At 57.2% G+C, this 26,053-nt stretch carries 21 protein-coding genes and 1 tRNA gene; 14 read left to right on the top strand and 8 right to left on the bottom strand.

The features are described 5' to 3' along the window. The first annotated feature begins 344 nt into the window (after positions 1-344). The 4 genes from EL361_RS01415 to EL361_RS01400 all read left to right on the top strand — a co-directional run bounded on the left by EL361_RS01415 (position 345) and on the right by EL361_RS01400 (position 4,504). Positions 345-1,697, top strand: coding sequence for an MATE family efflux transporter (locus EL361_RS01415; protein WP_126375840.1), 1,353 nt, complete (start codon positions 345-347; stop codon positions 1,695-1,697). Between the two features lie 56 nt (positions 1,698-1,753). Continuing rightward, a complete protein-coding gene (locus EL361_RS01410; protein ID WP_126375838.1) occupies positions 1,754-2,722 on the top strand; it encodes a Smr/MutS family protein in 969 nt (322 codons plus the stop codon). A 27-nt stretch (positions 2,723-2,749) separates the two neighbouring features. Further along, on the top strand, positions 2,750-3,484 hold the full coding sequence (locus tag EL361_RS01405; RefSeq protein WP_126375836.1) for a sulfite exporter TauE/SafE family protein: 735 nt from the start codon (positions 2,750-2,752) through the stop codon (positions 3,482-3,484). Positions 3,485-3,601: 117 nt separating this feature from the next. Continuing rightward, positions 3,602-4,504, top strand: coding sequence for a DMT family transporter (locus tag EL361_RS01400; RefSeq protein WP_126375833.1), 903 nt, complete (start codon positions 3,602-3,604; stop codon positions 4,502-4,504). 240 nt (positions 4,505-4,744) lie between these two features. Here EL361_RS01400 and priA read toward each other — a convergent pair whose 3' ends face one another. The 7 genes from priA to ftsH form a co-directional block, all read right to left on the bottom strand. Beyond that, complete coding sequence (gene priA, locus EL361_RS01395) at positions 4,745-7,123, bottom strand: replication restart helicase PriA (RefSeq protein ID WP_126375831.1); 2,379 nt, start codon at positions 7,121-7,123, stop codon at positions 4,745-4,747. An 84-nt stretch (positions 7,124-7,207) separates the two neighbouring features. After that, positions 7,208-8,077, bottom strand: a complete 870-nt coding sequence (galU, locus tag EL361_RS01390) for a UTP--glucose-1-phosphate uridylyltransferase GalU (RefSeq protein WP_126375829.1) — start codon at positions 8,075-8,077, stop codon at positions 7,208-7,210. A 57-nt stretch (positions 8,078-8,134) separates the two neighbouring features. Continuing rightward, on the bottom strand, positions 8,135-9,487 hold the full coding sequence (gene glmM / locus EL361_RS01385) for a phosphoglucosamine mutase (protein ID WP_126375827.1): 1,353 nt from the start codon (positions 9,485-9,487) through the stop codon (positions 8,135-8,137). A gap of 49 nt (positions 9,488-9,536) precedes the next feature. Further along, positions 9,537-10,445, bottom strand: a complete 909-nt coding sequence (locus EL361_RS01380; RefSeq protein ID WP_126375825.1) for a CdaR family protein — start codon at positions 10,443-10,445, stop codon at positions 9,537-9,539. A gap of 3 nt (positions 10,446-10,448) precedes the next feature. Then, positions 10,449-11,198 carry a diadenylate cyclase CdaA gene (gene cdaA, locus EL361_RS01375; RefSeq protein ID WP_126375823.1) on the bottom strand — a complete coding sequence of 250 codons (750 nt, stop codon included), beginning with the start codon at positions 11,196-11,198 and terminating at the stop codon, positions 10,449-10,451. A gap of 3 nt (positions 11,199-11,201) precedes the next feature. Beyond that, a complete protein-coding gene (gene folP, locus EL361_RS01370) occupies positions 11,202-12,092 on the bottom strand; it encodes a dihydropteroate synthase (protein WP_126375821.1) in 891 nt (296 codons plus the stop codon). A gap of 15 nt (positions 12,093-12,107) precedes the next feature. Beyond that, a complete protein-coding gene (gene ftsH, locus EL361_RS01365; protein ID WP_126375819.1) occupies positions 12,108-14,147 on the bottom strand; it encodes an ATP-dependent zinc metalloprotease FtsH in 2,040 nt (679 codons plus the stop codon). 257 nt (positions 14,148-14,404) lie between these two features. Between ftsH and EL361_RS01360 the strand changes: the two genes are divergently transcribed. Further along, positions 14,405-14,498, top strand: a tRNA-Sec gene (locus EL361_RS01360). An 89-nt stretch (positions 14,499-14,587) separates the two neighbouring features. Here EL361_RS01360 and EL361_RS01355 read toward each other — a convergent pair. Beyond that, a complete protein-coding gene (locus EL361_RS01355) occupies positions 14,588-15,862 on the bottom strand; it encodes a glycosyltransferase family 2 protein (protein WP_126375817.1) in 1,275 nt (424 codons plus the stop codon). A 481-nt stretch (positions 15,863-16,343) separates the two neighbouring features. Between EL361_RS01355 and EL361_RS01350 the strand changes: the two genes are divergently transcribed. From EL361_RS01350 to infA, 9 genes are all read left to right on the top strand, one after another. Next, positions 16,344-17,405, top strand: coding sequence for a TRAP transporter substrate-binding protein (locus EL361_RS01350; protein ID WP_126375815.1), 1,062 nt, complete (start codon positions 16,344-16,346; stop codon positions 17,403-17,405). Positions 17,406-17,611: 206 nt separating this feature from the next. Continuing rightward, complete coding sequence (locus EL361_RS01345; RefSeq protein ID WP_232034847.1) at positions 17,612-18,121, top strand: TRAP transporter small permease subunit; 510 nt, start codon at positions 17,612-17,614, stop codon at positions 18,119-18,121. Further along, a complete protein-coding gene (locus EL361_RS01340; RefSeq protein ID WP_126375813.1) occupies positions 18,121-19,443 on the top strand; it encodes a TRAP transporter large permease in 1,323 nt (440 codons plus the stop codon). Before EL361_RS01345 ends, EL361_RS01340 begins: the two co-directional genes overlap by 1 nt. A gap of 109 nt (positions 19,444-19,552) precedes the next feature. Further along, entirely contained in the window at positions 19,553-20,932 is a 1,380-nt protein-coding gene (locus EL361_RS01335) for an ethanolamine ammonia-lyase subunit EutB (protein WP_126375811.1), read from the top strand. Continuing rightward, positions 20,929-21,774 carry an ethanolamine ammonia-lyase subunit EutC gene (eutC, locus tag EL361_RS01330; protein ID WP_126375809.1) on the top strand — a complete coding sequence of 282 codons (846 nt, stop codon included), beginning with the start codon at positions 20,929-20,931 and terminating at the stop codon, positions 21,772-21,774. The genes EL361_RS01335 and eutC overlap by 4 nt, the downstream gene beginning before the upstream one ends. Before the next feature lie 192 nt (positions 21,775-21,966). Continuing rightward, a complete protein-coding gene (locus EL361_RS01325) occupies positions 21,967-23,148 on the top strand; it encodes an iron-containing alcohol dehydrogenase (protein ID WP_172961580.1) in 1,182 nt (393 codons plus the stop codon). Between the two features lie 161 nt (positions 23,149-23,309). Beyond that, positions 23,310-24,947, top strand: coding sequence for an FmdE family protein (locus EL361_RS01320; RefSeq protein WP_126375805.1), 1,638 nt, complete (start codon positions 23,310-23,312; stop codon positions 24,945-24,947). A 104-nt stretch (positions 24,948-25,051) separates the two neighbouring features. After that, entirely contained in the window at positions 25,052-25,450 is a 399-nt protein-coding gene (gene fosX, locus EL361_RS01315) for a FosX/FosE/FosI family fosfomycin resistance hydrolase (RefSeq protein WP_126375803.1), read from the top strand. A 277-nt stretch (positions 25,451-25,727) separates the two neighbouring features. After that, positions 25,728-25,946: a translation initiation factor IF-1 gene (infA, locus tag EL361_RS01310; protein WP_126375801.1), complete on the top strand. Its 219-nt coding sequence runs from the start codon at positions 25,728-25,730 to the stop codon at positions 25,944-25,946. The last annotated feature ends 107 nt before the right edge of the window (positions 25,947-26,053 follow it).

The raw sequence follows: 26,053 nt of genomic DNA, 5'->3' as shown, positions 1-26,053 counted from the left end.
CTCCGTGAGGCAGGGTTGGCGTCTGGTCAATGAATCTCTTTATCCTTTCGGCCAACTCACCGTATATCTTTACAATAGCAAGTCTGCTGGGCTGCGCCCACAGGCAGCAAGACCAACTGAATTCTAACAGGCATCGGCAACCGCGTGAAGCCCAACACAAAAGGCTGGCCTGCTCTATCATTGCAGCCAAAGACAATGGCAGGTACTCTGAGTTTCATAACTCGCCATCCCCTTGCGCTATCATCATTCACCACCAGCCCGGGGCCACGCCCTATTCTCTTGCTGGGCAGCGAGAGCGGTGAGTTGAACGCAAGACTCAATGCACAAGCCTGCAAGGTATTTTCGTGAATATCGACAACAGCCTCACCTCCTGCGCCATCCCCGAATGCATCCGCAAAATCGCTATACCCGCCAGCGTCGGTTTTTTCTTTCACACAATGTTCAACGTGGTGGACACCTATTACGCGGGGCTCATCGGAACAACGGCACAGGCAGCCCTATCGCTGGCCTTCCCGGTCTTCTTCGTGGTTATCTCCGTGGGCAGCGGGCTGCAGGTGGGCAGCACAGCCCTGATCGGAGCGGCTCTGGGCTCAGGGGATAGGCAACAGGCCGGTGAATACGCTCGGCAGGGATTGATCTTCGGCCTGCTGACCACCATCCTACTGACATTGATCGGCCTGTTCGGTGCGCGACCGCTGTTCGGTCTTCTCGGGGCACAAGATGAGTATCTGGAAGCCTGCCTGCAATACATGCTGCCCATCTTCGGGCTGAGTATTTTCCCCATACTGATCTATGTTTTCAACGCCGTACTCCAGGCTCAGGGTGACACCAAAAGCTTTCGCAACATGCTCATGGCCTCATCCGCCGCCAACATCGGGCTCGATCCGTGGTTCATCTATGGCGGTTTTGGACTTCCCGCCATGGGAATCACGGGCATTGCCGCAGCAACCATCCTCTGCCAAGCCGTAGGCGCGCTCTATCTTGGAACCAAAGCTTACCGCACCGGGGTTTACTCGGTGCCGGATTCCGGCGGCTGGTTCCCCAAAGCCAGACCATTCGCCGACATCGCCCGCCAGAGCCTGCCCGCCGGATTCAACTATGTCACCATCGGCCTGGGCATTTTCATCATCACCTATTTCGTATCCCGGTTCGGGCAGACGACGGTAGCGGCCTATGGTGTCGCCACCCGAGTGGAACAGATCGTCCTGATGCCCACCATCGGGCTGAACATCGCCACCCTAACCCTGACGGCTCAGAACCTTGGCGCAAACAAACTGGAACGGGTGCATGAAATCCTGCGAAAAGCTCTGATTTACGGCGCATGGATGATGCTGCCCGGCGGAATTATCGTCTTCCTTACCGCAGCGCCGCTGATGCAGGCTTTCACTGCCGACCCGCAGGTTCAGGCCGAAGGCATCCATTTCCTGCGCATCATGGCATTTCTACTCTACGCCTATGTGGTGCTCTTCGTCAGCGTGGCCATGCTTCAGGGACTCAAGCGTCCCATGTTCGCCCTGTGGATGGGACTCTGGCGCCAGCTCATTGCCCCAGTCACGCTCTTCTGGATGCTGACAGGAGTCATGGACTTCGGTGTGGCTGCCATCTGGTGGAGCATTGTGGCCATCAACTCTACCGCCGCTGTCTATTCATGGGCCTACGCCCGCAGGGTGCTTACGCGCCTGGAAACCAGTGCCTAGCGAATCCAGCTTGACACAAGACCCGCCACGCATAGAATCCCCCTCCGGAGATAATCATGAGCGATGAATTCAACAATCCATTCCAAAAATTGAAAAAGGCCAAGCTGGACCTTCCCGATTCCGACACCGGAAAAGGGACAAAATCCAGCAGGCGCAAGGCCAACCTCACACCGCCGCCGGAACCGGCCCAGACCCCCTATGAAAATGAGGACGAATTGTTCCGACGGGCCATGAGCGGAGCCAAAACCATCCAACGCAAGAATCGTGCAGCCCTGCGCGAGGCCGATGGAGACGTGACCTTTGGGGCACTGCTCAAGCAGGACGAGGAACGTCGCAAGAACAAAGGGGACTCATCGAAGACCTCTCCCCCGGCTTCCAAGCCTGTGGATATTGCCCCCCAGGCACCTTCCCACGAGCCTGTCGTCAATGAAGAGGACGACAGCATGTTCATGCAGGCCATGGGCGATGTGGCTCCCATGGATGGCAAAGGCCGTGATCTGCCCAAGGAAGCCGTGCCGCCCGAGCCCAAGAAGGCCAAAAGCTCCGATGCGCTGGCCCGTGAACACCTGCGCGATCTCGTACGCGGCAAGATCGACTTCCAGTTGGAGTTTACCTCCGAGTACCAGCACGGACACGTGGAGGGCCTGGACCCCAAGATCTTCAACAAGCTGCGAGCCGGTGCCTACGCCACAGAGGCACATCTGGATCTGCACGGAATGAACGTGGATCAGGCGCTTCTTGCCACCGTGGAGTTCATCCGCAAAAGTTACACCATGGGCAAACGGCATTTGATCATCGTGACCGGGCGAGGCAAGAACTCCCCGGAGGGACGAGGCATCCTGCGCGACGAGGTCCAGACCTGGCTGACCCACGAACCCCTCCGGCGCGTTGTGCTGGCCTTTGTCACCGCCCAACCCCGCGACGGTGGTGCAGGTGCGTTATACGTCCTGCTGCGCAAATTCAAAAAGTCCCTGGGCAAAGTCCACTGGGACCGCATCCCCAAGGACTGGTCTCTCTATGAATAAAGGTTTGCTGGGGTTCACGGTTCGATCATGTTGACCACTTCCATCGTCGCAACCGTAGTGCTCGTAGCCGCCTTCATTCAGGGCACAGCGGGCTTTGGCTTCGCCTTTTTTTCTCTGCCCCTGCTGGCCTTGCTGCTGGATTTCCGAGTAGCTGTCCCCACACTCGTGCTGCTGGCTCAGGCCCTGAACCTGATCATTCTTTCGCAGCATCGATTCAAGGCGGATTGGAAGAAGAGTGTTTTGCCCCTGACCCTGTTTTCCCTACCGGGAATTCCAGTAGGCGTCTGGCTGTTGACGTGGCTGGACGTACGCCTGCTCCAGGGGAGTCTGGGTGTGATCCTGGTTGGCTACGCGCTGTACCAATGGCTGGCCAAACCTGCGCCACGAGTCCTCAGCCGCGCCTGGATGGTCTGCGCCGGATTCGTTGCTGGCTGCCTGGGAGGCGCGCTGAATTCCCAGGGACCGCCGATTCTGGTCTACACCTCACTCCAGCCCTGGAACAAGGACATGGTCAAAGGCACACTTATCGCCTTCTTTTTCACGACAGGATTGGCCGTGGTCGCCACACAGGCCTATCAGGGGTTGATTACCCCAGAGGTCACCCATCTGGCCGCAGTATGCCTGCCATTTCTGCTCGTCGGCGTCATGGCCGGCCGCGCGCTGTATAAGCGCCTGGGTGAAGGTGGCTACCGCCAGTTGTACATGGCAATGATCCTTGTCCTGGGCGTGATGATGGTCATCAAGAGCGCAGTGGAAGCCTAACTCCGTCGAATCGCTCCCCCACACCATCCAAAAACGACTTACCGTTTCCATCCCCAGCCTGCAAAGCGAGAGAACCACTTGAGCCAACCAACCACGATGCCATCTACGCCCGGAGCCATGAACCCACTGATACTGGGAATCTGCCTGGCCTTGGTCTCGACCGTTATCTGGTCCGGCAATTTCATTGTCTCACGAGGGATGGGCCAACTGGTTCACCCCGCCACATTGGCGTTCATGCGCTGGGTCACTGCACTGGTCATTCTGCTGCCCTTTGCGGCGAGGGCCCTTTGGCGGGAGCGCCAAATCATCAGGAAACATTTCAAATATCTGATGGCAACGTCGTTGATCGGAATCACCGTCTTCAACACCGTCATCTACATGGCCGGACGAACGACTGAAGCCCTGAATATGGCGCTCATTTCCACGTCCTCCCCCGTTTTCATCATCCTCTTCGCACGCATGTTCCTGGGCGACCCCATCACGCGCAATAAATTATGGGGAGTTGTGGCGGCCATTGGAGGCGTCGTGCTCATCATCACCCGTGGCAACCTGAGCCTGTTGTTTGAGATGAACTATGCCGAAGGTGATCTGTGGATGCTGCTGGCAGCCGCATTATTTGCGGCTTATTCCATCATGGTGCGCATCAAACCGAAAGACATTGGGGCAACGGCGTTCCTGGCCGCCAGTTTCGGCATGGGCCTGGTCATGCTGACCCCGTGGGCAGCATGGGAAATATTGCGCTACGGCCTGCCGGAACTCACCTCCCCCATCATGGGATCAGTCCTCTACATCGGGCTTGGAGCCTCGCTTGTGGCCTATATGTGCTGGAATGGCGCGGTCAGCCGCATCGGCCCTGCGCAGGCGGGAATGGTCTACTACAGTCTGCCGCTGTTCAGCGGCCTCGAAGCGTGGTTGCTGCTGGGCGAGCCCGTGGGCTGGTTCCACTTCGTGGGTGGTGCTAGCATCATCGGCGGCATCTTCCTGGCGTCACGCATGCCCCAGTTCCAACCGAAGAAATAGATTTCCTCCTTCCCCCAGAGGCAAGAAAATCCCTTAAAAGCACAAGATACCCCTTCTCCGCAGGATTATAATCAACAACGCATCGCGAGGGAGGCTGGCCGTCGCACCGAGGTTCTTTTGAATGAGGAGAAGACGAGGAAGCCGAAGCAGGCATGGCGGCGCCATGTCGATGGAGGCTAACGCTGTATTCAGCCGTTCAAAAGCACCGAATGCAGGTCAGTTCGACCGAACGATGCGCCCCTAAAGCATGTTGACGGGGTCAAGGTCGAGAGAAACGCGAATCTTCGAATGCGGTGACAAGCGCTTGCGCACCTCAGCATAAAGACCCCGAATGGCAGCCCAGTCACCGCCCTTGATCAGGCACTGGTAGCGTTTGCGGCCTCTGAGGAGTCCTATGGGGGATGGGGCCGGACCCAGGACACGGATCCCCAGTTCCTTGCCCAGACTGCCCAGAATCTTGACCAGATCCATAATGGCCTGATGCCCGCCTGCAAAATCCCCGGGGTAATTCATGCGCAACAGCGCCAGATGCGTAAACGGTGGATAGGAATACTTCTTGCGCAGCGCCACTTCCTTTTCGAAGAACCCCTCGTAGTCAACCCGCTTCACATACTGCCAGCAGTAATGCTCGGGGTTGCGCGTCTGGATGAGTACTCGGCCCGGTTTGTCTCCTCGTCCGGCACGACCGGAGACCTGCACCATGAGCTGGAACATACGTTCGGCAGCCCGATAATCCGGCACATTCAGCCCAAGATCACCGTCCACCACGATGACCAGGGTCACGTCCGGAAAGTGATGGCCCTTGGAAAGCATCTGGGTGCCGACCAAGACCTTGGCCTTGCCCGCTGCAAAGTCAGCCAGAATCGCCTCCATACGTCCGGGACGGCGGGTGGAATCCCTATCCAAGCGCAGCACCCCTGCGTCAGGCGGCAGCAGGTGTGCCAGGGCTTCCTCGACATTCTCGGTGCCCTCGCCCATGGGCAGATAGCTGGCGCCACCGCACTCGCAAAGGCGCGGGAAGGGTTCAGCCGCACCGCAGTAGTGGCAGACCAACCGCTCGCGGGACTTGTGGTAGGTCAAACCCACGTCGCAGTTGGAACACCGCGCAACCTTGCCGCAATCCAGACAATACATGACAGGAGCATAGCCCCGGCGATTGAGCATGATCACAGCCTGCTCGCCCCGGGCAACGGTGGACTTGAGCAACTCGGCGGAAATGGGCGCAAACGGGCCCTCGTCAGGGGGGCTCTCGCGCAGATCAACAAACTCCACAGGTGGCAGCTCATTGCCACCCACACGGGTCGACATGCAGACCTTGGAGATCGCGCCCTGCTCTACGGCCTGATAGGTCTTCACATCCGGAGTGGCGGAACCGAGCACCAACAGCCCACCCGAACGACTCACCAGGAAATGCGCCACTTCCTTGGCCTGATAGGCAAGGCGCTCCTCCTGCTTGAAAGAACCATCGTGTTCCTCGTCCAGAACGATGAACGCAGGATCAGCTACGGGCAGAAAAAGCGCAGAGCGCGTGCCCACAATAATCTCTGGCCCGGTGGACGCTGCGACCTCCATAAAGGCCTGTTCGCGGCGGCTTGGCTGTTGATAGCCATGATACAGACGCACCGAACGGCCTGGGAAATGCTGTGTTGCGGCACGATACAGGGAACAGGCCAGAGCCACTTCCGGGGCCAGCAGCAACACCGATCGCCCCCCAGCCACAGCCTGTTCGGCAAGGCGCAGGTAGACCAGAGTCTTGCCACTGCCCGTGACTCCATGGACCAGACGAACCTGCGGAGTGTCATCAGAGAGGGCGGCGGCTAGATCATCCAGAGCCAGGGCCTGTTCATCGGTGGCTTCCGGAGCGCCATCGCCGTCTACTAAATGGTCTTCGGGTTCTAGCACACAAACTTCGGGCTCATGGAACTCAGGCGGAGGACCAACGGTCACCAGGCCGTTGGAAATCAGGGTATTCAGCGGTTGCGTGGCTCCTGCTCCCAGCTCCCTGGACAGCATCGGCCGCGCAGTGGGGCCATTGTCCCAAAGATACTCGCAGATTTCCATCTGCCGCTTGGCCGTAGGACGTATGGGCCATGGCGGATCCTGGGCCAGTGAGCAGAATTCCTGCTGCTTTTCGTGGCGCTTGGTGGCGGCCACGGTCATTCGGCCATCGGCCCATAATGCTGCCAGAATCCGCAAGTCATCGGGCGACAATCCGCGCAAAGCCTTGGGTGTCAACCGTGCCGGAAAACGCTTGTCATAAAGACGAAAGCTAAACGTCACGGCGCGCACACCCGAGGGCAACAGAATTTCCAACACACGCCCGGTATGCTCCATCTGTCGCGCGGCAAGATTCTCGGCCAGGGCCATGTAATCGGCACTGAGCAGAGCCTCGCGCTCCACGGGCCAAAGCAGCGTCTTCAAGGCCACGGACTCTGGCAGATCCGCTGGACGTTCCGTGAACCTCTTGACCAAAATCCCCATGCGCGTGGAACCGCCCACAGGGACCACAACCCGCATCCCCGCTCCCCAGACCGACGTGGGCAGATACTCCGGTTCGGTATAGGTCAGCGTGGTGAATGGGGCGCTGGGCAGCGCAACGTGCCAGTAAGCGGGATTCATGGGCATGGCTTCCAGAGTCAGAGGAATAAAAAACCCGCCGGAGGACAGTTCACTCCGGCGGGGATAGAATGCGGCGTTATGCTGCTATTTGCAAGACAGCAAATCCTGAAGATTCTTGACCAGATCGTCCCGCAATTCTTCGTCCTGCAGAGCAAAATAGATATTGGCCGTCAGGAACTCGGTCCAGTCCCCAGCGTCAAAGCGTCGGCCATGCATCTTCACGGCAAGCAAGCGGTTTTCCTTGGCCATGCGTTCCAGCGCATCGGTCAGCTGAATTTCGCCGCCCACACCAGGGCCAATGGCGTCCAGATGATCAAACACCTCGGGCAACAGCACGTAACGTCCCACCACTGCCATCTGCGACGGAGCATCTTCAATGGCAGGTTTCTCCACCACCTGACGCACCCGGAATACGCCAGAGCCGATCTCTTCGCCCTGCATGATGCCGTAGCGATCCACCTTGTTGCGCGGGACCTCCACAACACCGATGACCGAAAGTTTCTCGGCCTTGGCAACGTCCACCAACTGCTTGATGCCCGGCTCGATGCCAAACATCATGTCGTCGCCCACCATCACGCCAAAGGGCTCATCCTTAATGACTTCACGGGCGCAGAGCACGGCGTGCCCCAGCCCTAATTGGACCTTCTGGCGCACGGAGATGATGTTGGCCATTTCGGCCACTTCGCGAATCTCCTTGAGCAGCTCGGTCTTCCCTTTGCGCTCCAGCATCTGCTCAAGCACCAAGTTATAATCAAAGTGATCCTCAATGATCATCTTATTCTGGTTATTGACGAAGATAACATCGGTCAGTCCCGTTTGAATGGCCTCTTCGACCACATACTGAATGACCGGTTTCTTATAGATGGGGAGCATTTCCTTGGGCACATTCTTGGTCGCGGGGAGCGAACGCGTTCCCCAGCCAGCCACCGGAATGACAACTTTGCTAATGTCCATCAATCCCATCTCCTTCGTGAATAGTATCAACTACAGTCAGAATACCTTAATCAATCATCAGCGCAAGGCTTCTCGCACGACCTCGGCAAGCTCCTCGGCAATGCGGCGGACCAAGGCTTCATCCTGACCTTCGACCATAACCCGGGCCTTGGCCTCCGTACCCGAGTAACGCAACAGCACACGCCCCGTATCTCCCAATTCGGCTTCGGCATCAGCGACGGCGCTCATGACCTTGGGCTCATTCTCGAAGGGAGGCTTGCGCTCCACGGCAACATTGATCAGCAACTGCGGATATGGTTCGATCAAATGAGCCAGATCTGACAAAGGTTTATCCTGCTCCACCATGACCCGCATCAACTGCAATGCAGCCAGAATGCCGTCTCCTGTGGTGGAATGATTCATGAAAATCAGGTGCCCGGACTGCTCGCCACCCAGCACGGCTCCCTCACGGCGCATGGCCTCCACCACATAGCGGTCACCCACTGCGGTTCGCATCAGTGTCCCGCCACGCTCGCGCATGAAGACCTCAAGGGCCATATTACTCATGACGGTTGCCACCAACAGATTGTTGGTCAGCACGCCACGCTCGATCTTATCCAAGGCACATAGGGCCATGATCTGGTCACCGTCTAAAATATGCCCCTTCTCGTCCACCACGATCAAACGATCGCCGTCTCCATCCAGAGCCAATCCCAGATCAGCTTTTTCGGCCAGAACCCGTTCGGCCAATCCCTCGGGATGCAGGGAGCCACATCCGTCGTTGATGTTCAAGCCATTGGGCTCTGCGCCCACCAGGACCACCTCGGCACCCAGTTCACAAAAGACCATGGGGGCAACCTTGTAGGTGGCACCATTGGCGCAGTCCAACACGATCTTCATCCCATCCAGAGTCCGGTCATGAGGGAAGGTGTGCTTCAGAGCCACGACGTAGCGCCCCATGCTGTCCAACATGCGCCGGGCCTTGCCCACCGCATCGTGCGCCGGGTAGTCCCACTGGGTTGTCTCGTCCATAATCAGGGCGGAGATATCATCCTCGACCTGATCGGGCAGCTTGAAGCCTTCGTGATCGAAGAATTTGATACCGTTATCCATATACGGATTATGCGACGCGGAGATGACAACACCCAAGTCGCAACGCATGCTGCGAGTCAAAAAGGAAATGGCAGGAGTAGGCATGGGACCGACAAGATAAACGTCCATTCCGGCGGCGCAGAAGCCACTGGTCAGCGCACTCTCAAAGACATACCCGGAGATACGGGTGTCCTTGCCAATGAGCACTTTGTGACGTTTCTTGCCGTTGCGAAAATATTGACCTGCCGCCAGCCCCAATCTGAGGGCCGTTTCCGGCAGCATCGGGAAGGTGCCGACCTGGCCGCGCAGGCCGTCGGTACCAAAAATACGTTTATTCATGGTTCCTCTCTTCTATGGAATCGTCGCCTTGATCAGCGCAGGCGGCAGACTATCCTTTTTTGATACGGACTTCCACTTTTTCGGGGACAGTCTTGAGCAGTGTACACCCGTCGGGGGCCTTGATGGTCACAGGGAGCACATGCTTTCCTGATTTCAAGGAGCCCGGAGCCACGACAGAAACCGAAAAAAGAGACTTGAACTCCTTTTCCCGTAGCAGAGGCAATGGCACCACTGCTTGAATCTGAATCGTCCGGGGCACAAGGGTCACCTTGCGACCATTGACGCTTTCCGGGAGCACACGGACCGGCAATCTGATCCAGACCGATTTCGTTTTTAATGCGTATTCCAGCCGAACACCCACCTTGGCGGTTTCGGACGACACGCCTTTGGGTAATGCCAGGCCAGTCTCGAAAACATGTTCGCCAGCACCGGAACCCGGCACTTCGCGCTCCAGCGTGGGGATATCCTTCAGCGTGAGCACCAACGGCTCTGGCCCACGCACCACGACTTCTGCGGGTGCGGCCTCGGCCAGGGTCAAGTCGAAGTCTTCGCCAGGTCCACCACGCCAAACAGGGCGCACTGGCAGCGTTGCGGAAATCAACGTATCCGCCGTAAGCACCAATCGTGAAGGATCAATTTCCATAACTTCTAAAGCCATGGAGACGGGAATATCTTCCTTTTCAAGGGCAATACCGTTCTCGCCTGGAGTCAACATGGACAGGTCCAGAGTGTAGACCGGAGGCTGCTCATTCAGTCTGCGAATAAGCGCCCGAGAGCCTCGGATGCGAGCCCTGACGCGTGTCGGCACATCCCCACGCACGGCTAGATCCTCCGGGGCACCCACGATTTCCACAGGCATCTCAGCCCAGGTCTCGACCTTTTCCCGACCAGTCACAATGTACCAGCAGGACAAGGCCAGAACCAATGCCAGGAGTCTGTATTGCCAGTTGGAGAACATACGTTACTTCTCCCAGGCGCGCCGCAGCACACGTTTCAGACGGACTTCATCCAGAGCAGCGGTCAGTCTACCGCCGATGGCCACGGAGATTTCCCCCCGTTCCTCGGAGACCACCACCGCGATGGCATCGGTCTCCTGAGTCACTCCAATGGCGGCTCTATGCCGCGTACCGAAACTGGCCTTGCGCCGGATGCCCACTGCCAGGGGCAAAATGCAACCCGCAGCGGCAAGACGACCGGCTCGAATAACTGCCGCTCCGTCATGCAGAGGAGTGGCGGTATCAAAAATCGTTCGCAACAGATCGGTCGATATCTTGGCGTCCAGCTCAACTCCTCGCTCCATGATGTCACCCAGCGGAACGTTCTTTTCGATGACCACCAGCGCTCCGACCCGCTTGGAGGCCATGGACAATACCGCAGCCACCACCTGGGTGAAGATATCGTCCTGCAGTGGAGGCCGCCGCCAGAACCTGCCCGCGCCAACCTGTGACAGGGCATTGCGAATATCGCGCTGGAAGAGAATGATCACCACTAGAAAGATGGACCCCAGGAAATTTGCAAGCAACCAGTTGAGGGTCAACAGGCCGAACTGTCCCGAGAGATAATAGACCACAACAACGAGGACCAGACCCCAGAACACACTCACGGCACGGGTGCCACGGATTAGCAGGATCAGGCGATAGAAGATGAACGCCACCAGGGCGATATCCACAACTTCCCGCCAGGATATCTGAAACCAGCCAAAGTCGATCATCGCCTAGAGCGCTCCCTTGGTTTCCAAAACGCGACGCCCCGGGCGCATAGCCTCGGCCACAGTCAGAGTCTGCATGGTCAGGGCCACTTCATGCACTCGGTGCACCCGCACCCCTCGTGAAGCCAGCACGGCTATCGCCGCCTGAGTGGCGTTCTTGCGGTCGCCAACTTCCAGCCCCAGCAGTTTCCCGAACATGGATTTGTTGGACAGCCCCACAAACAGCGGCAACCCCAACACACCAAAGGCTTCTATACTGGCCAGTATCTGCAGGTTATGCTCAAGGGTCTTGCCAAAGCCGATGCCCGGATCAATGACAATATTATCCTCGGGCAGACCGGCAGCGGTCAGGATGCGGATATGTTTCTCGAAAAAGGCGATAATCTCGTCGACCACACTATCGTAGCGGGGGGAGTCCTGCATCTGTCCGGGGCGCCCCGGAGAATGCATCAACACATAGCCGGGTTTATACTGGGCCAGCACATCAATCATGCCCGGATCAAACTGGCAGGAGGAAATGTCGTTGACAATACAGGCTCCGGCCTCCAGCGCCTTGGCAGCAACCTCGGCTTTATACGTATCCACGGACACGGCGGCTTCTTCGCCCTCGGCCCGAATATGGGCCGAGAGCCCCTGAATAACCGGAATCACCCGTGCGAGTTCATCCTCAGCACTGACTTCCTCGGCATAGGGACGGGTCGACTCACCTCCCACATCCAGGACCATTGCCCCTTCCTGAAGAAGACGAATGCCGTGGCTCACGGCGTCTGTTGTCTGGTCGTGCCTGCCTCCGTCATAAAAGGAGTCCGGCGTGGCATTGACGATGCCGACAACAAAAAAGGGGGCAGGGCCAAGGACCCTTCCCCCAGTTACATTCCAAAGAACGCGATCTTGCATAATTCGATCCCGGTCCTAGTCGTTCTTCTTCTCGGCCTCATCATCTTCGGGCTCCAGCTTGAAGTCCAAGTCGTCAGACTTGGTCTCCTCGCTATCCTGAGCCTTGGAGACGTCCAGATCACCGTCCATCACCTTCTTGAACAGGCTCTTGTCCTGCGGTGCGCCTTCTGCGACGGCGTCTTCGGTCGCATCTGCCTCCGGTGCTGCGGAAACCGCAGTCGAAGACTTGCCCGGAGCACCGCCACTCGTGCCATTGGCCGGCGGCAGAGTCTTGCCTTCCATGAGCAGATCAAGCTCAGCACCCGTGATGGTTTCGCGTTCCAGCAATGCATCGGCCACACGCTCCAGCATCGCCTTGTTCTCATCCAGAATCTGGGTGGCACGATCTTCACCGGCAATCACAAAACGGCGGACTTCGGTGTCGACCATCTGAGCTGTTTCTTCGCTATGCACCTTTGCTCGGCCCATCTCGCGGCCCAGGAAGACATTATCGTCCTTCTCGGCCATGGACAGCGGTCCCAGCTCCTCGCTCATGCCCCATTGGGTGACCATGGCGCGGGCCAGCTCTGTGGCCTTTTCGATATCGTTGGAAGCTCCGTTGGTGCGCTGGTTGAAAATAAGTTTCTCGGCAACGCGGCCTGCCAGGGCCACGGCAATGCGGGCCTCGCAGTATTCACGGGTGTAGTTGAAACGATCATCCTCGGGCAGCTGCATCATCAGGCCAAGCGCCCTGCCACGGGGAATAATGGTCACCTTATGCACGGGATCCGTACCGGGGATCATCCTGGCAACCAGTGCATGACCGGCCTCATGATAGGCCGTGGTCCGTTTCTGATCGTCACTCATGATCAGGCTGCGGCGCTCCTTGCCCATCAGGACCTTATCCTTGGCGGTCTCAAAGTCTTCCATCTCCACAAAATCCTGGCCCAGCTTGGCTGCTTGAAGAGCGGCCTCGTTGACGAGGTTCTCCAGATCGGCGCCGGAGAACCCGGGGGTTCCGCGAGCAATGATTTGGGTATCCACGTTGGGGCTGAGCGGAGTACGGCGGGTATGCACGTCCAGGATGTGCTTGCGACCACGAAGATCCGGGGTAGGCACAACAACCTGACGATCGAAACGGCCTGGGCGCAGCAATGCGGGATCCAGCACGTCCGGACGGTTGGTGGCCGCAATGAGGATGACACCCTCGTTGGACTCGAACCCGTCCATTTCCACCAATAACTGGTTCAGGGTCTGCTCGCGTTCATCATGACCGCCACCCAGGCCAGCACCACGCTGACGGCCCACGGCGTCGATCTCATCAATGAAAATCAGACACGGAGCATTCTTCTTACCCTGAATGAACAAGTCACGCACTCGGGAAGCACCGACACCGACGAACATCTCCACGAAATCGGAACCCGAAATGGAGAAGAACGGAACGCCAGCCTCACCGGCAACAGCACGCGCCAGCAGGGTCTTACCCGTTCCGGGAGGGCCCACGAGCAACACCCCCTTGGGGATGCGACCACCCAAGCGGGTGAACTTGCGCGGGTCAGACAGGAAATCGACGATCTCGGAGAGCTCTTCCTTGGCTTCGTCCACTCCGGCCACGTCCTCGAACGTGATCTTGCTCTGGTCCTGCGTGATCATCTTGGCTCGTGAACGGCCAAAGCTCATGGCCTTTCCCCCGCCGGACTGCATCTGACGCATGAAGAAAATCCAGACGCCGATAAGCAGCAGCATGGGGAACCAGGAAAGGAGCAAGGTCATGTACCAGGGGGAGTCCTCGTTGGGTTCGGCGGTGACCTGCACGCCGCGATCCACCAGTGTTTTCACCAGATTCGGATCATCAGGTGCATAGCTGGAGAAGCGCTGACCATCGCGGGTCTGACCAAAGATATTCTGACCCTGAATGGTTACTTCGTCCACCCCTCCTTTTTCCACGCTCTGCAGGAACTCGGTGTAGCTCATGCGCAGCTGAGGCTGAGGGGGCTGATTGAACAGGTTGAACAGGACAACCATGACGAGTGAAATGGCAGCCCAAAGGAAAAGATTCCTTGCAAAATTATTCAAGGTGAGACTCCTCGATAAGGTCCGTAATGACGGAGGTTTTTCGTAACATTTGGCAAGTATAAGGTCCGGTTGACCCACAGGCAATGGCGTAGGCCGTGATTTTTACAACTTTTCACACCGGGTTTTAGTATCTTTACAAAATACCACAGCCCCCGCAGCCTGTCTACGAATGGGACGCTTGTGGTGCCGATTCGTGAGCAGGGTTGTAGCGGTTGCAGTCAGGTGGTATTGTTGATACTTCCCAACTCTCGAATAAGGGAAGCGTTTCGTCACCGGTGTGGCGCCTGGTCTTCAAAACCAGTGTGTGGGCTAATCCTCACAGGTAGGTTCGACTCCTATACGCTTCCGCCACTCGACCATGACCAAGGCCGACCCCAAAAGGGATCGGCCTTATTTGCTGTAATCGTTCAGCAGAGACTGTTTTTGTCAGAACAGACCGATCAGCCGTCAACAACCCCTTCCGCATGCCCCCGCGCCAACAAAGCCGCACGATACACTGACACAACACTCTCGGGCTGCTTGGAAAGATATTTGTTGATCTCGCGGAACCTTCTGGCTCTGGAATCCGGGTCAGTCATGAGATTTTGGTATTGTTGCAGATACTCGAAACACTGAGTCGCAACCTGCGGCCGTCCTGCTTTGCTCGCACACTTGCCCAAAGCGCGAAGCGCTTCCATTGAGGGACACAACTGCTGCTGCAACAATCGAATCTCAACAGCTTCGCTCCACCTTGCAATGGCCTCAAGCGACCGAGCCAAGAGATCATACCCTTGATTCCACAACGGCTCCGCCTGCAGCATCTCCCAGACCTCCTGAAGGGTAAACCCTGCAAGATCTGTCGCTGCAAGCTCCTGAACGCGGGCTTCCGTCAATACCGCATACGCATCAAACCAGGGCGTCACATCAAGCCTGTAGCCCGCGCTTTCCAACAAATCGTTCATATCAGAAATAATCTCGCCACCACAACGCTCTGCGAAGCGCTCACTATTCTCGTCGTCGGCGTCAAACCGTCCTCCCGACTGAGATTCATAATGCAGCATCCGCGAACCGGGAACGCACACCAACCCTTTTCCTCTTCGTCGGATCTCCATGGACAGTTCAAGGTCCTCAAATCCGTTTACATACCCAGGCTCGAACCCTCCAATATCCACAAACAGCGCTCGAGGCATCATCAAGGCCGCGGCATTGATAGCTTGAAGAGAGCGCGGCTGCGAGACAACCGGATGATCCTCGGGGAAATATTGAAACAGGTGCTCCACCTGTTGAATTGGGCTGAAGGCCACTCCCAGATGCTGCACCCGCCTCGTCTCCGGATACAACAACAGGGGACAGACCGCGCCAATGGCGCACTGCCGATCAAAAGCATCGAGCAGAGGTTCAAGCCAATTGAATTCAACCGTTATGTCATTATTGAGAAAAAAAACATATTCGGCCGAAATCAGCTTTGCACCGGCATTACACGCAGGTCCGAAATTCAAATTAGTTTCAAAGCGCTCATAATGGAACCTGTCTCCAAACAACCTCCCCCCGAGAACAGGACAAGCAGAAGGCGTCTCGTCGATGGAGCCATTATCAACTACGACAATTTCCAATTCGACACCGGCACAAGCTCCGGCAATAGACTCAAGACATTTTTCCGTAAAACTCCAAGCATTATAGACAGGAACAACGATTCCTACGCACGCACTAGACACGATACCCCCACCTACCGGCATCCAACAGGAGACTGGTCACACCCAAAAACCTGACTAAAAAATTACAACACATTACAATCAAGAGCCAAAACAACTGAATCAACTTCCATTGCATTACATTGACTGCAAATATTACCTCACAAAATACACACCATCGCCCGGTGCAAAGACTGAACCACACTCTCCTTCACCTTTAGACACAAGCCCTAGCCCAACCGGGCAGCGACAAGATTAATTCTTTTAATTTAACAAATTTGTTTTAATTACAGACACTTAAAGTTACATTTTTGTAAAATTAAAAATTTATTTTGATCTTTCTCTTTGCTATTCCACTCATTATTTTAATCGATATATCAGCTAAGCACTTCTAACCAATTGATTTTCTTATTTGTTCACAATTCAAAGAACACATAGGAACGCTTATTGCTCTACTCCTGCAAACAAATAGCGGCACCTCCCAGCCTCTGGACGTAGAACTCAACAACCCCACAGGAGAAGACGGATGAAAAGAAGAGAATTCCTTAAAAAGGCCGGAGTCGGTGCCACGGCGGCCGTAGCAGCCACAGCAGGCACCGTCGTCAATGCCCCCTTCGTACATGCCTCGCAGAAGTCCACCATTCGTTGGCGACTGCAGACCTACGCAGGCCCTGCCCTGGCGGAGCACGTCATCAAGCCCCAGATCGAAGCCTTCAACAAGGCTGCCAATAATGAAATGGTCATCGAACTGTACAATGCCGACCAGCTGATCCCCACCGGCGAGCTGTTCCGGGCTATGCAGCGCGGCACCATCGATGCGGTCCAGAGCGACGACGATTCCATCGCTGCACCCGTTGATGTCTCCATTTTCGCCGCCTACTTCCCCTTTGCCTCCCGTTATTCGCTGGATGTGCCCACCCTGTTCAACCACTACGGGCTCAAGGAAATTTGGGAAGAAGCCTACAGTGAAGTCGATGGCGTCAAGTGGCTTTCCGCTGGCTCCTGGGACCCCTGCAACTTTGCCACGCGCGAACCCATCCGTAGCGTCAAGGACTTGAAAGGCAAGCGAGTCTTCACCTTCCCCACCGGCGGACGCTTCCTGAAGCGTTTCGGCGTTGTCCCCGTCACCCTGCCTTGGGAAGATGTTGAAGTCGCACTGCAAACCGGCGAACTCGATGGCATTGCCTGGTCCGGCATCACCGAAGACTACACAGTGGGCTGGGCCGATGTGACCAAGTACTACCTGACCAATAACATCTCCGGCGCTTGGGCTGGCTCCTATTTTGCCAACTCCGACAAATGGGAGGCCCTGCCTGAGCATCTGAAAACCCTATTCAAGCTTTCCATGGACAGCTCTCACTACTACCGCTTGCACTGGTACTGGTGGGGAGAGGCTTACTACCGCACTCACGGCGGCAAGCTGGAACTGACCACCATCCCCGAAGAAGAATGGTCCATCGTCGAAAACGAGGCCATGAAATACTGGGACGAATTGGCTGCCAAGAGTCCCAGAAGCGCAAAGATCGTCAAGATACTCAAGGAATACACAGAAACCATGAAGAAGGCTGGCAAGCCTTACCGCTACTAGCCCACTGATATCGGGTGGCAAAAACGCGCGCCCATTGACCTGAACGCATGGCCTCTCCCGGGCCGGATCGCCGACCGGGAGAGGCCTTTTCTGTTCAGAAGCCGGGCGCGACGGCACGGCTGAAACCCACAGCGTCAACCGTAACCCAACCCCAGTGCCGCCCTCGGTGGCGCTGCCTCCCAAGCCACACAAGGAAGAGAAAAGCCTTGCCAAATGCAATCAAAACCTACGTGCGATACGTCGACAAGATTAATCTCTATGTCGGCACAGCCACGATGTACCTCGTATTCGTGATGATGGGGATTCTGCTGTTCTCATCCATATCAAGAACCGTCTTTGACACCCCGCACATCTGGGCTGTGGAACTGTCCCAATTCACCATGGCTGCCTATTACCTTCTGGGAGGTGGGTTCTCCATGATTCTGCGGGCGCACGTACGCATGGACGTGCTCTACAGCACATGGAAGCCCAAAACTCAGGCAACCATGGATGCCATCACCTCGTTTTTCCTGCTCTTCTACCTTGGCACGCTGCTCTACGGCGGCATTTCAAGCACGGCCTATTCCCTGGAATACGGCCAGCGTAACTACTCCGCCTGGAACCCACCCATGTCGCCCATCAAGATTATCATGTGCATCGGCATCCTGCTGATGCTGCTGCAGTCCCTCTCCAACTTCTTCAAGGATCTGGCCAAGGCCAAAGGAGAGGAACTGTAATGAGCTATGAAATGATCGGTCTTTTGATGTTCACCTCGCTGATGATCATGCTTCTTACAGGCCAGCGCGTCTTCGGAGCCGTCGGTTTCGTGGCCGCAGCGGCCTCCCTGGCCCTGTGGGGCAACGGCGGCGCTGAGATGCCGTTCAATGCCAGCATCGTCCTGCTCAACTGGTACCCGATGCTGACCCTGCCCCTGTTCATCTTCATGGGCTATATGCTCTCGGAATCCGGCATTGCCAACGACCTGTACAAGATGTTCCACGTCTTCATGGGACCGCTCCATGGTGGGCTGGCCATCGGCACCATTGTCCTGATGGTCGCCATCTCGGCCATGAACGGACTGTCCGTGGCAGGCATGGCCATCGGCAGCAGCATCGCTCTGCCGGAGATGCTCAAACGTGGATACGACAAGCGCATGGTCACAGGCGTTATTCAGGCGGGTAGCTCGCTGGGTATCATGGTTCCGCCCAGCATCGTGTTGGTGCTCTACGGCATGATCGCACGCCAGCCCGTGAGCCAGCTGTGGCTGGCCGGAGTCTTCCCGGGCCTGCTTCTGGCTGTCCTTTTCATTGGCTACATCGTGATCCGCTGCAAGCTGAACCCCGAGATGGGCCCCGTACTCCCCAAGGAAGAACGAGACATCCCCTCCTGGGAGAAGTTCAAGCTGCTCGGCGCCGGTGTTCTGCCTCTGGCCATTGTCTTCTCGGTGACCGGACTATTCATGATGGGTGTCACCAGCTTGGTGGAGAGCTCTGCTGTTGGCGCAGCCGCCGCCCTGCTTGCCGCAATTGTCAAAAAACGCCTTTCACGTGAGGTCATGGACAACACACTGCAGCAGACACTGGGCGTGAGCTGCATGTTCATGTGGATCATCCTGGCGGCCCTGGCCTACGGCGCGGTCTTCGATGGCCTGGGCGCGGTGCACGCCATCGAGAAGCTGTTCATCGAGGATTGGGGTCTGTCCCCCTGGGGTGTCTTGATCATGATGCAGGTCTCCTACATCGTGATGGGTATGTTCCTGGACGACACGGCCATGCTGGTCATCGTCGCCCCCCTGTACATTCCGCTGATCATCCACCTGGGCTTCAACCCCATCTGGTACGGCGTGCTGTATACCGTCACCTGCCAGATCGCGTACATGACGCCACCGTTTGGCTACAACCTGTTCCTGATGAAAGCCATGGCACCCAAGGAAATCACACTGGTGGACATCTACAGTTCCATCGTGCCATTTGTTATCCTAATGGTTATAGGTCTTGGCCTGATCATGGCCTTCCCGGAGATCGCCTTGTATCTGCCCAAGCTCTACTTCGGTAAATAGCAACCGGCACACAGGCATCACCGCGCTGAAAGCGCACTGGCAACAGGAATATCATCAACTATCCCGGGGGCGATGACTCGCCCCCGGATTCAACAAAAGAAATCCATCCATGAGCACTGCCCTGACAACGCCAAAGAAAAAAGCAAGGCCCCTCAAGGAACTCCTGGCCAAGGCCACGCCACTGCGCTCCGGCGATGTGCTGGCCGGAGTTGCGGCACAAACAGAGGAAGAGAGGGTCCGGGCACAGATCGAGCTAGCAGACGTCCCACTCACCAGATTTCTTGACGAATGCATCATCCCCTACGAGGGCGACGAGGTGACACGACTAATCATCGACGGTCACGACAAGGGCGCCTTTGCCCCCATAAGCGGCTTCACAGTGGGTGAACTGCGCGACTGGCTGCTGACCGACGCTGCAACACCCCAGGCCCTGACCGCCTTGGCTCCGGGCATCACCCCAGAAATGGCAGCCGCGACCTCCAAGCTGATGCGCATGCAGGACCTGATCCTCGTGGGCGCCAAATGTGAAGTCGTGACTCGTTTCAGGAACACCATCGGCCTGCCCGGCACCTTTTCCGTACGCCTGCAGCCCAACCACCCCACCGACGACATGAAAGGCATTGCGGCATCCACTCTTGACGGGCTGATGTATGGCTGCGGAGACGCTGTCATCGGCATCAACCCCGCCACCGACAATCTCGATAACATCACCAAGCTGCTCTGGATGCTGGATTCGGTGGTGCAGAAGCACGAAATCCCCACCCAAACCTGCGTCCTGACCCACGTGACAACAACCATGGAAGCCATTGAAAACGGCGCGCCTGTGGACCTTTGCTTCCAATCCATCGCTGGCACCGAGCAAGCCAACGCCAGCTTCGGCATCAACCTCAGCCTGCTCAAGGATGCCCATCAGGCCACCCTGTCCCTGAACCGTGGGACCGTGGGCAACAACTGCATGTATTTCGAAACAGGTCAGGGCAGCGCCCTGTCCGCCAACGCCAACCACGGCGTGGATCAGCAGACCATCGAGGCCAGAGCTTATGCCGTAGCGCGGGCCTTCGACCCGCTGCTGGTCAACACGGTTGTCGGCTTCATTGGCCCGGAATATCTGTACAATGGCAAACAAATCATGCGCGCCGGGCTGGAAGATCATTTCTGCGGCAAACTCATGGGTCTGCCCATGGGTGTAGACATCTGCTACACCAACCATGCCGAGGCCGACCAGGATGACATGGATGTTCTACTGACCCTGCTGGGAACAGCGGGTTGCAAATTTGTCATGGGGATTCCCGGCGCCGACGACATCATGCTCAACTACCAGTCGACCTCGTTCCACGACGCTGCGTATCTACGCAAATTGCTGAATCTGAAACCGGCTCCTGAATTCGCCACATGGCTTGAATCCGTTGGTGTTCATGACCGGGAAGGGCAACTCCTGCCCATTTTGAAATCCAACAACCTTCTAGGCCTGTCGGACGGTCTGAAATGAGCACCAGGAAAACACCTGCAACAACACAAAAGTCGACGGACAGCAGCCAATTCGTCACCGCCGATCCCTGGACCGAGCTGAAATGCTTCACCGATGCCCGCATCGGACTCGGACGCTGTGGAACAAGTTTGCCACTGTCCGAGAGCCTCTCCTTCAAGCTGGCTCATGCACAGGCCAGGGATGCCGTTCACCAACCCTTCAAAATTGACGAGTTGGCGCACGGACTCGAAATCGCAGGGATACGGCATCTGCGCCTAAATAGTGCTGTTGCAGACCGGGAGGAGTACCTGACTCGCCCGGACAAGGGCAGAAAACTCAGCACGGTCTCACGCGAATTTCTGGAGACGCAGGTCAAGGACTTCGACCTCTGCCTGGTCATCGCGGACGGTCTGTCTTCCCGCGCCATCCACGAAAACGCTCTCAGCTTTGCACGTGGCTTTCTGGGGCTGACCAAACATGCCGCCCTCAGCGTCGCACCGGTCTGTCTGGTGGAAAACGGGCGTGTGGCCGTGGCCGACGAAATCGCCAGCATCCTTCAGGCCGAGGTGGTCGTGATCCTGATTGGTGAACGCCCGGGCCTCAGCTCCCCCAACTCGCTGGGGGTCTACATGACCTATAACGCCAAGCCGGGCACCACTGACGAAGCTCGCAACTGCATCTCCAACGTCCGTGAAGGCGGCCTCTCCATCAAGGACGGCGTGCAAAAACTGGCTTACCTCATGGAAGAAGCCCTGCGCATCAAGACCTCGGGCGTGGCTCTGAAAGATAAAATGCCTGCAAATCATCTGCCCTTCGGCATTGCCCTGACAGCCCTGACCAAGTCCGAGGACGCCCCTGCCTAATCGCACCGGAATCGAAGTGTCCACACTTGGCACGAGCTAGGCGCATCATTATCGCCCCTTTCAAGGCCCCGCGCGGGGCCTTTTTTTCGCCAGTTCCCAATCGGTGCCTAGGGCACTTATCGCTGCCTTCTTGCCCAAATGAAACCAACCCCCTATACAATGGGACAAGAACCCCAACACGGAGGATACACGATGAACAATTTCACTTTTCATATCCCCACACAGGTGCATTTCGGCGTTGGCCAGATTGCTGCCCTTCCTGAAGCCCTCAAAGCCCACGGCGCCACACGCGTGCTGCTGGCCTATGGCGGCGGCTCCATCAAGAAGTACGGCGTCTACGACGAGGTGGTGCGGGAATTGAACAACGCGGGGCTGCCCTTTGCGGAGCTGACAGGCATTCAGCCCAATCCGCGAGTGGAGAGCGTGCGCGAAGGGATCACCATGATCCGCGACCAGAATCTGGACTTCATCCTGGCTGTGGGCGGTGGATCGGTCATTGACTGCTGCAAGGCCATTGCCGCTGGTGCCCCATACTTGGACGGGGACGTCATGGACCTGCTCACGGGCAAGGCCATGGCTCAAACCACCGTCCCACTGGGTACGGTGCTGACCCTGGCTGCGACCGGATCAGAGCTGAACAACGGAGCGGTCATCACTGCTGGCGAGGACCACAAGAAACTCGTACTTTTCCATCCCGGACTCTTCCCGCGTTTCTCCATTCTGGACCCGGCTTACACCGCAACCCTCCCCCCCAAGCAGACTGCCGCGGGCGCTGCAGACATCCTGTGTCACCTGATGGAGCAGTACTTCAATCCCGCTCCGGGGACACAAGTGCAGGACCGCATGAATGAAGGCCTGATGCGCGTGGTGTTGGACAACGCCGAAACTGCGCTGGCTGAACCGGACAACCTTGAGGCACGCGCCAACCTGCTCTGGGCCAGTTCCATGGCTTTGGCAGGGCTGCAACTGATGTTGGGCAAGCCCATGGCCGGCTTTCCCATCCACTTCCTGGGGCACGAACTGTCCAGCCTGAACGACATGACCCACGGAGTTTCACTGGCCCTGTTGACCCCGGCCTGGATGCGCCTTGTCATGCGAGAAAACCCAGAAAATATCGCCCCGCTAGCCGCCTTTGCACGCAACGTCATGGACGTGACCGAATCCGATGACATGACTGCCGCACAGCAGGGCATCAAGCGTCTGGAAGACTGGTACAAGCGCATCAACATGCCCGCCAATCTGCGCGAAGCGGGCGTCCCCGAGGATAAACTCCGCTATCTGGCCGACAAAGTCATGGAAGGGCGCCAACCCTTTGGCCCGCTGACGCCCATTGATGCGAACCGTGCAGAGGTCATCTTCCGGGAGGCCTTCTAGGCCGCACAACCCGACAGCACGCATTCACTCATGGCGGCGAAGCATCTCATGCTTCGCCGCCATGTTCTTTCCATCACAAGACTCCTTTCTCCACTTTTTCTTTTTTCCTGCTCGGCGTATGCTGCTCGAAACTTTGATCTAACCCCAACGGGAAGAACGATATGAATATCGGTGAGTACACGTTCGAGGAGTTCAAGGAAAAAGCTCGCGAGTTCCATGGCTATCCGGCACCGGGACTGCTCATTGGCGGCTACATGGTAGAGGAAGCCAAGAAACGCCTGCCCAAGGACACACTGTTCGAGGCTATGGTGGAATCCGGCAAATGCCTGCCCGACGCCGTACAACTGCTGACATTATGTTCTGTGGGCAACAACTGGATGAAGGTCCTGAACCTGGGCCGCTATGCCGTATCGCTCTACGACAAATTTACGGGCGAGGGCTTTCGGGTGGCCGTGGATGCCAAGAAACTGGAGAATTGGCCCGAAATCCGCTCCTGGTTCCTGAAGCTGAAGCCCAAGGCCGAGCAGGACACCGAAAAACTGTTTGCGGAGATCGAAACCGCCGGCCCGTCCATCTGCTCCATCCAGCCCATCGTCATCGACAAGCGCTGGCTGGGACATGCCCACATGGGCGGTGTCCATGTCTGTCCGTCCTGCGGCGAGCCCTATCCCGGCAAGGACGGCGCCATCTGCCGAGGCTGCCAGGGTGAAGCGCCCTATCAGCTTACGGATGCCGCCATTCCCGAGCTTCCGTCACAGAGTGCTCCAGAGCTAGAAGCTGTCGCCGTTGAAGACGCCGTGGGCGGCAAGGCCCTGCACGACATGACCGAAATCAAGCCCGGCGAGACCAAGGAACCGGCCTTCAAGGCCGGGCAAGCCCTGACTGCAGGAGACGTCTGTCGCCTGCAGCAGATGGGCAAACACCATGTCTATGTGGAAGGGGAACACCCCGGCGACGAATGGGTGCATGAAAACGATGCGGTGGAGGCTTTTGCCAAGCGTATCGCCGGTGACGGCATCGCCTATGACCTCCCGGCCTCGGAAGGCAAGATCAATTTCCGCGCGGAGCATGGTGGGCTATTGTCCATTGATCTGGAAGCACTGACGCGTTTCAACATGGCGCCCGACGTGATGTGCGCCACCCGCCAGGGCGACCTGCTTGTCGAGGCAGGCAAAGACGTAGCGGGCAGCCGCGCCATCCCCCTCTATATCTCGCGCGACAACTACAGCCGCGCTCTTGCCGCACTGGGCGACGAGCCACTGCTCTCGGTGCTGCCCCTGCGCAAGGCAAAAGTTGGTATTCTGGTCACGGGAACCGAGGTCTTCCAGGGGTTGATCGAAGACAAATTCGCACCCATCATCACCAGCAAAATCGAGAAACTTGGCAGCGAGGTCCGAGGCAGCCTGCTCGTACCTGATGACCGGGAGAAGATCGCCGACGGTGTCCGACAACTGATCGTCCAGGGCGCAGACCTCATCGTGACTACAGCGGGCATGAGCGTGGACCCCGACGATGTCACCCGCCACGCCCTGGCTGACGCAGGAATGGCTGCCGACGCGCTCTACGGCATGCCGGTATTGCCCGGAACCATGACCCTCATCGGCCACATCGGCCCGGTGCAGGTGCTGGGCGTCCCGGCCTGTGCCCTGTTCTACAAGACTACCGGATTCGACCTGATCCTGCCGCGCCTGCTGGCGGGCAAGCGCATCACGCGCGCGGATCTGGCTCGCCTGGGCGAGGGTGGCTTCTGCCTGCAGTGCAAGGCCTGCACCTTCCCCAAGTGCCCCTTTGGCAAGTAAGCCCAACGTAGTCGGGCTACCGCTGGCGCGAATGATGAAAGTGCATCAGGAACGGTGAACCATTCAAGCGAAGAAGGACGTTATGGGCGCGGAGGAGAACCTGCATGATAGAAGGACTCAGTCATATCACGTTCATCGTGCGCGATCTTGAGCGGACGTCCAGATTCCTGACGACCGTATTCGACGCCGAGCAGGTTTACGCCAGTGGAGAGGAACTCCACTCCATCGCGCCGGAACGTTTTTTCATGGTCGGTGGTGTCTGGATAGCGATCATGGAGGGAGAACCTCTGCCTGAGCCTTCCTACAACCATGTCGCGTTCAAGGTTTCTGAAAATCTCCTGGAGACATACGCGCAACGAGTTCGTGGCATGGGACTTGAGGTTCATGCCGGTCGCCAGAGGATTCCGGGCGAAGCTCAGTCGCTGTACTTCCATGATTATGACGACCATCTCTTTGAGCTGCATACCGGAACTCTGGACCAACGGCTGAAGGCCTACAAATAATATTCATATCTTTAATTTCTGCCGCGGTGAGGAGTGGCTTTTGCACCCGCATGCACTCAAAAAGCATATACAAGGCCCGACAAACGCTACCCGAGCTAGACAAAAGCACATATTCCCAACAAAAAAGTACAACCATTGTTGGATCTCCTTTTATTATTCCTACGGCCGATGAGGACTCCGACTTGACTCAACCACCTTCCTGATTATATCCATTCAGACCCGCAACCGTTCGTTTGACGGAAAAAACAGCGGGCAGACCGTCATTGATGGAGGATTCATGGCCAAGGAAGAAGCAATTGAAGTTCAGGGCACAGTCGAAGAAGCGCTGCCTAACGCGACGTTCCGAGTCAAACTTGAGAACGATCACGAAGTGTTGGCACACATTTCCGGCAAGATGCGCAAGTTCCGCATCCGTGTGCTGCCCGGCGACAAGGTCACAGTGGAGCTTTCTCCCTACGACCTGACCCGTGGCCGCATCACCTACCGCCCGCGCTAATTAGCAACGACGCTTTCGATACATTTTTCAGGCTGCTAGCTGTTGATGAAGTCCTCATTCCAGACTGTTCAAGAATAGTGGGATGGGGGACGCAAAAAAGTTCAAGC

Source organism: Desulfovibrio ferrophilus (assembly GCF_003966735.1).
Classification (GTDB): Bacteria; Desulfobacterota; Desulfovibrionia; order Desulfovibrionales; family Desulfovibrionaceae; genus Desulfovibrio_Q; species Desulfovibrio_Q ferrophilus.
This window is presented reverse-complemented; position numbering and strand designations above follow the sequence as displayed.

What these genes read in the sequence shown, in the direction of transcription:
- folP (WP_126375821.1), bottom strand. Translation starts at nt 12,092, where the DNA reads ATGCAAGATCGCGTTCTTTGGAATGTAACTGGGGGAAGGGTCCTTGGC.
- EL361_RS01350 (WP_126375815.1), top strand. Translation starts at nt 16,344, where the DNA reads ATGAAAAGAAGAGAATTCCTTAAAAAGGCCGGAGTCGGTGCCACGGCG.
- cdaA (WP_126375823.1), bottom strand. Translation starts at nt 11,198, where the DNA reads ATGATCGACTTTGGCTGGTTTCAGATATCCTGGCGGGAAGTTGTGGAT.
- galU (WP_126375829.1), bottom strand. Translation starts at nt 8,077, where the DNA reads ATGGACATTAGCAAAGTTGTCATTCCGGTGGCTGGCTGGGGAACGCGT.
- fosX (WP_126375803.1), top strand. Translation starts at nt 25,052, where the DNA reads ATGATAGAAGGACTCAGTCATATCACGTTCATCGTGCGCGATCTTGAG.
- glmM (WP_126375827.1), bottom strand. Translation starts at nt 9,487, where the DNA reads ATGAATAAACGTATTTTTGGTACCGACGGCCTGCGCGGCCAGGTCGGC.
- priA (WP_126375831.1), bottom strand. Translation starts at nt 7,123, where the DNA reads ATGAATCCCGCTTACTGGCACGTTGCGCTGCCCAGCGCCCCATTCACC.
- EL361_RS01325 (WP_172961580.1), top strand. Translation starts at nt 21,967, where the DNA reads ATGAACAATTTCACTTTTCATATCCCCACACAGGTGCATTTCGGCGTT.
- eutC (WP_126375809.1), top strand. Translation starts at nt 20,929, where the DNA reads ATGAGCACCAGGAAAACACCTGCAACAACACAAAAGTCGACGGACAGC.
- infA (WP_126375801.1), top strand. Translation starts at nt 25,728, where the DNA reads ATGGCCAAGGAAGAAGCAATTGAAGTTCAGGGCACAGTCGAAGAAGCG.
- EL361_RS01355 (WP_126375817.1), bottom strand. Translation starts at nt 15,862, where the DNA reads ATGCCGGTAGGTGGGGGTATCGTGTCTAGTGCGTGCGTAGGAATCGTT.
- EL361_RS01380 (WP_126375825.1), bottom strand. Translation starts at nt 10,445, where the DNA reads ATGTTCTCCAACTGGCAATACAGACTCCTGGCATTGGTTCTGGCCTTG.
- EL361_RS01340 (WP_126375813.1), top strand. Translation starts at nt 18,121, where the DNA reads ATGAGCTATGAAATGATCGGTCTTTTGATGTTCACCTCGCTGATGATC.
- EL361_RS01410 (WP_126375838.1), top strand. Translation starts at nt 1,754, where the DNA reads ATGAGCGATGAATTCAACAATCCATTCCAAAAATTGAAAAAGGCCAAG.
- EL361_RS01400 (WP_126375833.1), top strand. Translation starts at nt 3,602, where the DNA reads ATGAACCCACTGATACTGGGAATCTGCCTGGCCTTGGTCTCGACCGTT.
- EL361_RS01405 (WP_126375836.1), top strand. Translation starts at nt 2,750, where the DNA reads ATGTTGACCACTTCCATCGTCGCAACCGTAGTGCTCGTAGCCGCCTTC.
- EL361_RS01335 (WP_126375811.1), top strand. Translation starts at nt 19,553, where the DNA reads ATGAGCACTGCCCTGACAACGCCAAAGAAAAAAGCAAGGCCCCTCAAG.
- EL361_RS01320 (WP_126375805.1), top strand. Translation starts at nt 23,310, where the DNA reads ATGAATATCGGTGAGTACACGTTCGAGGAGTTCAAGGAAAAAGCTCGC.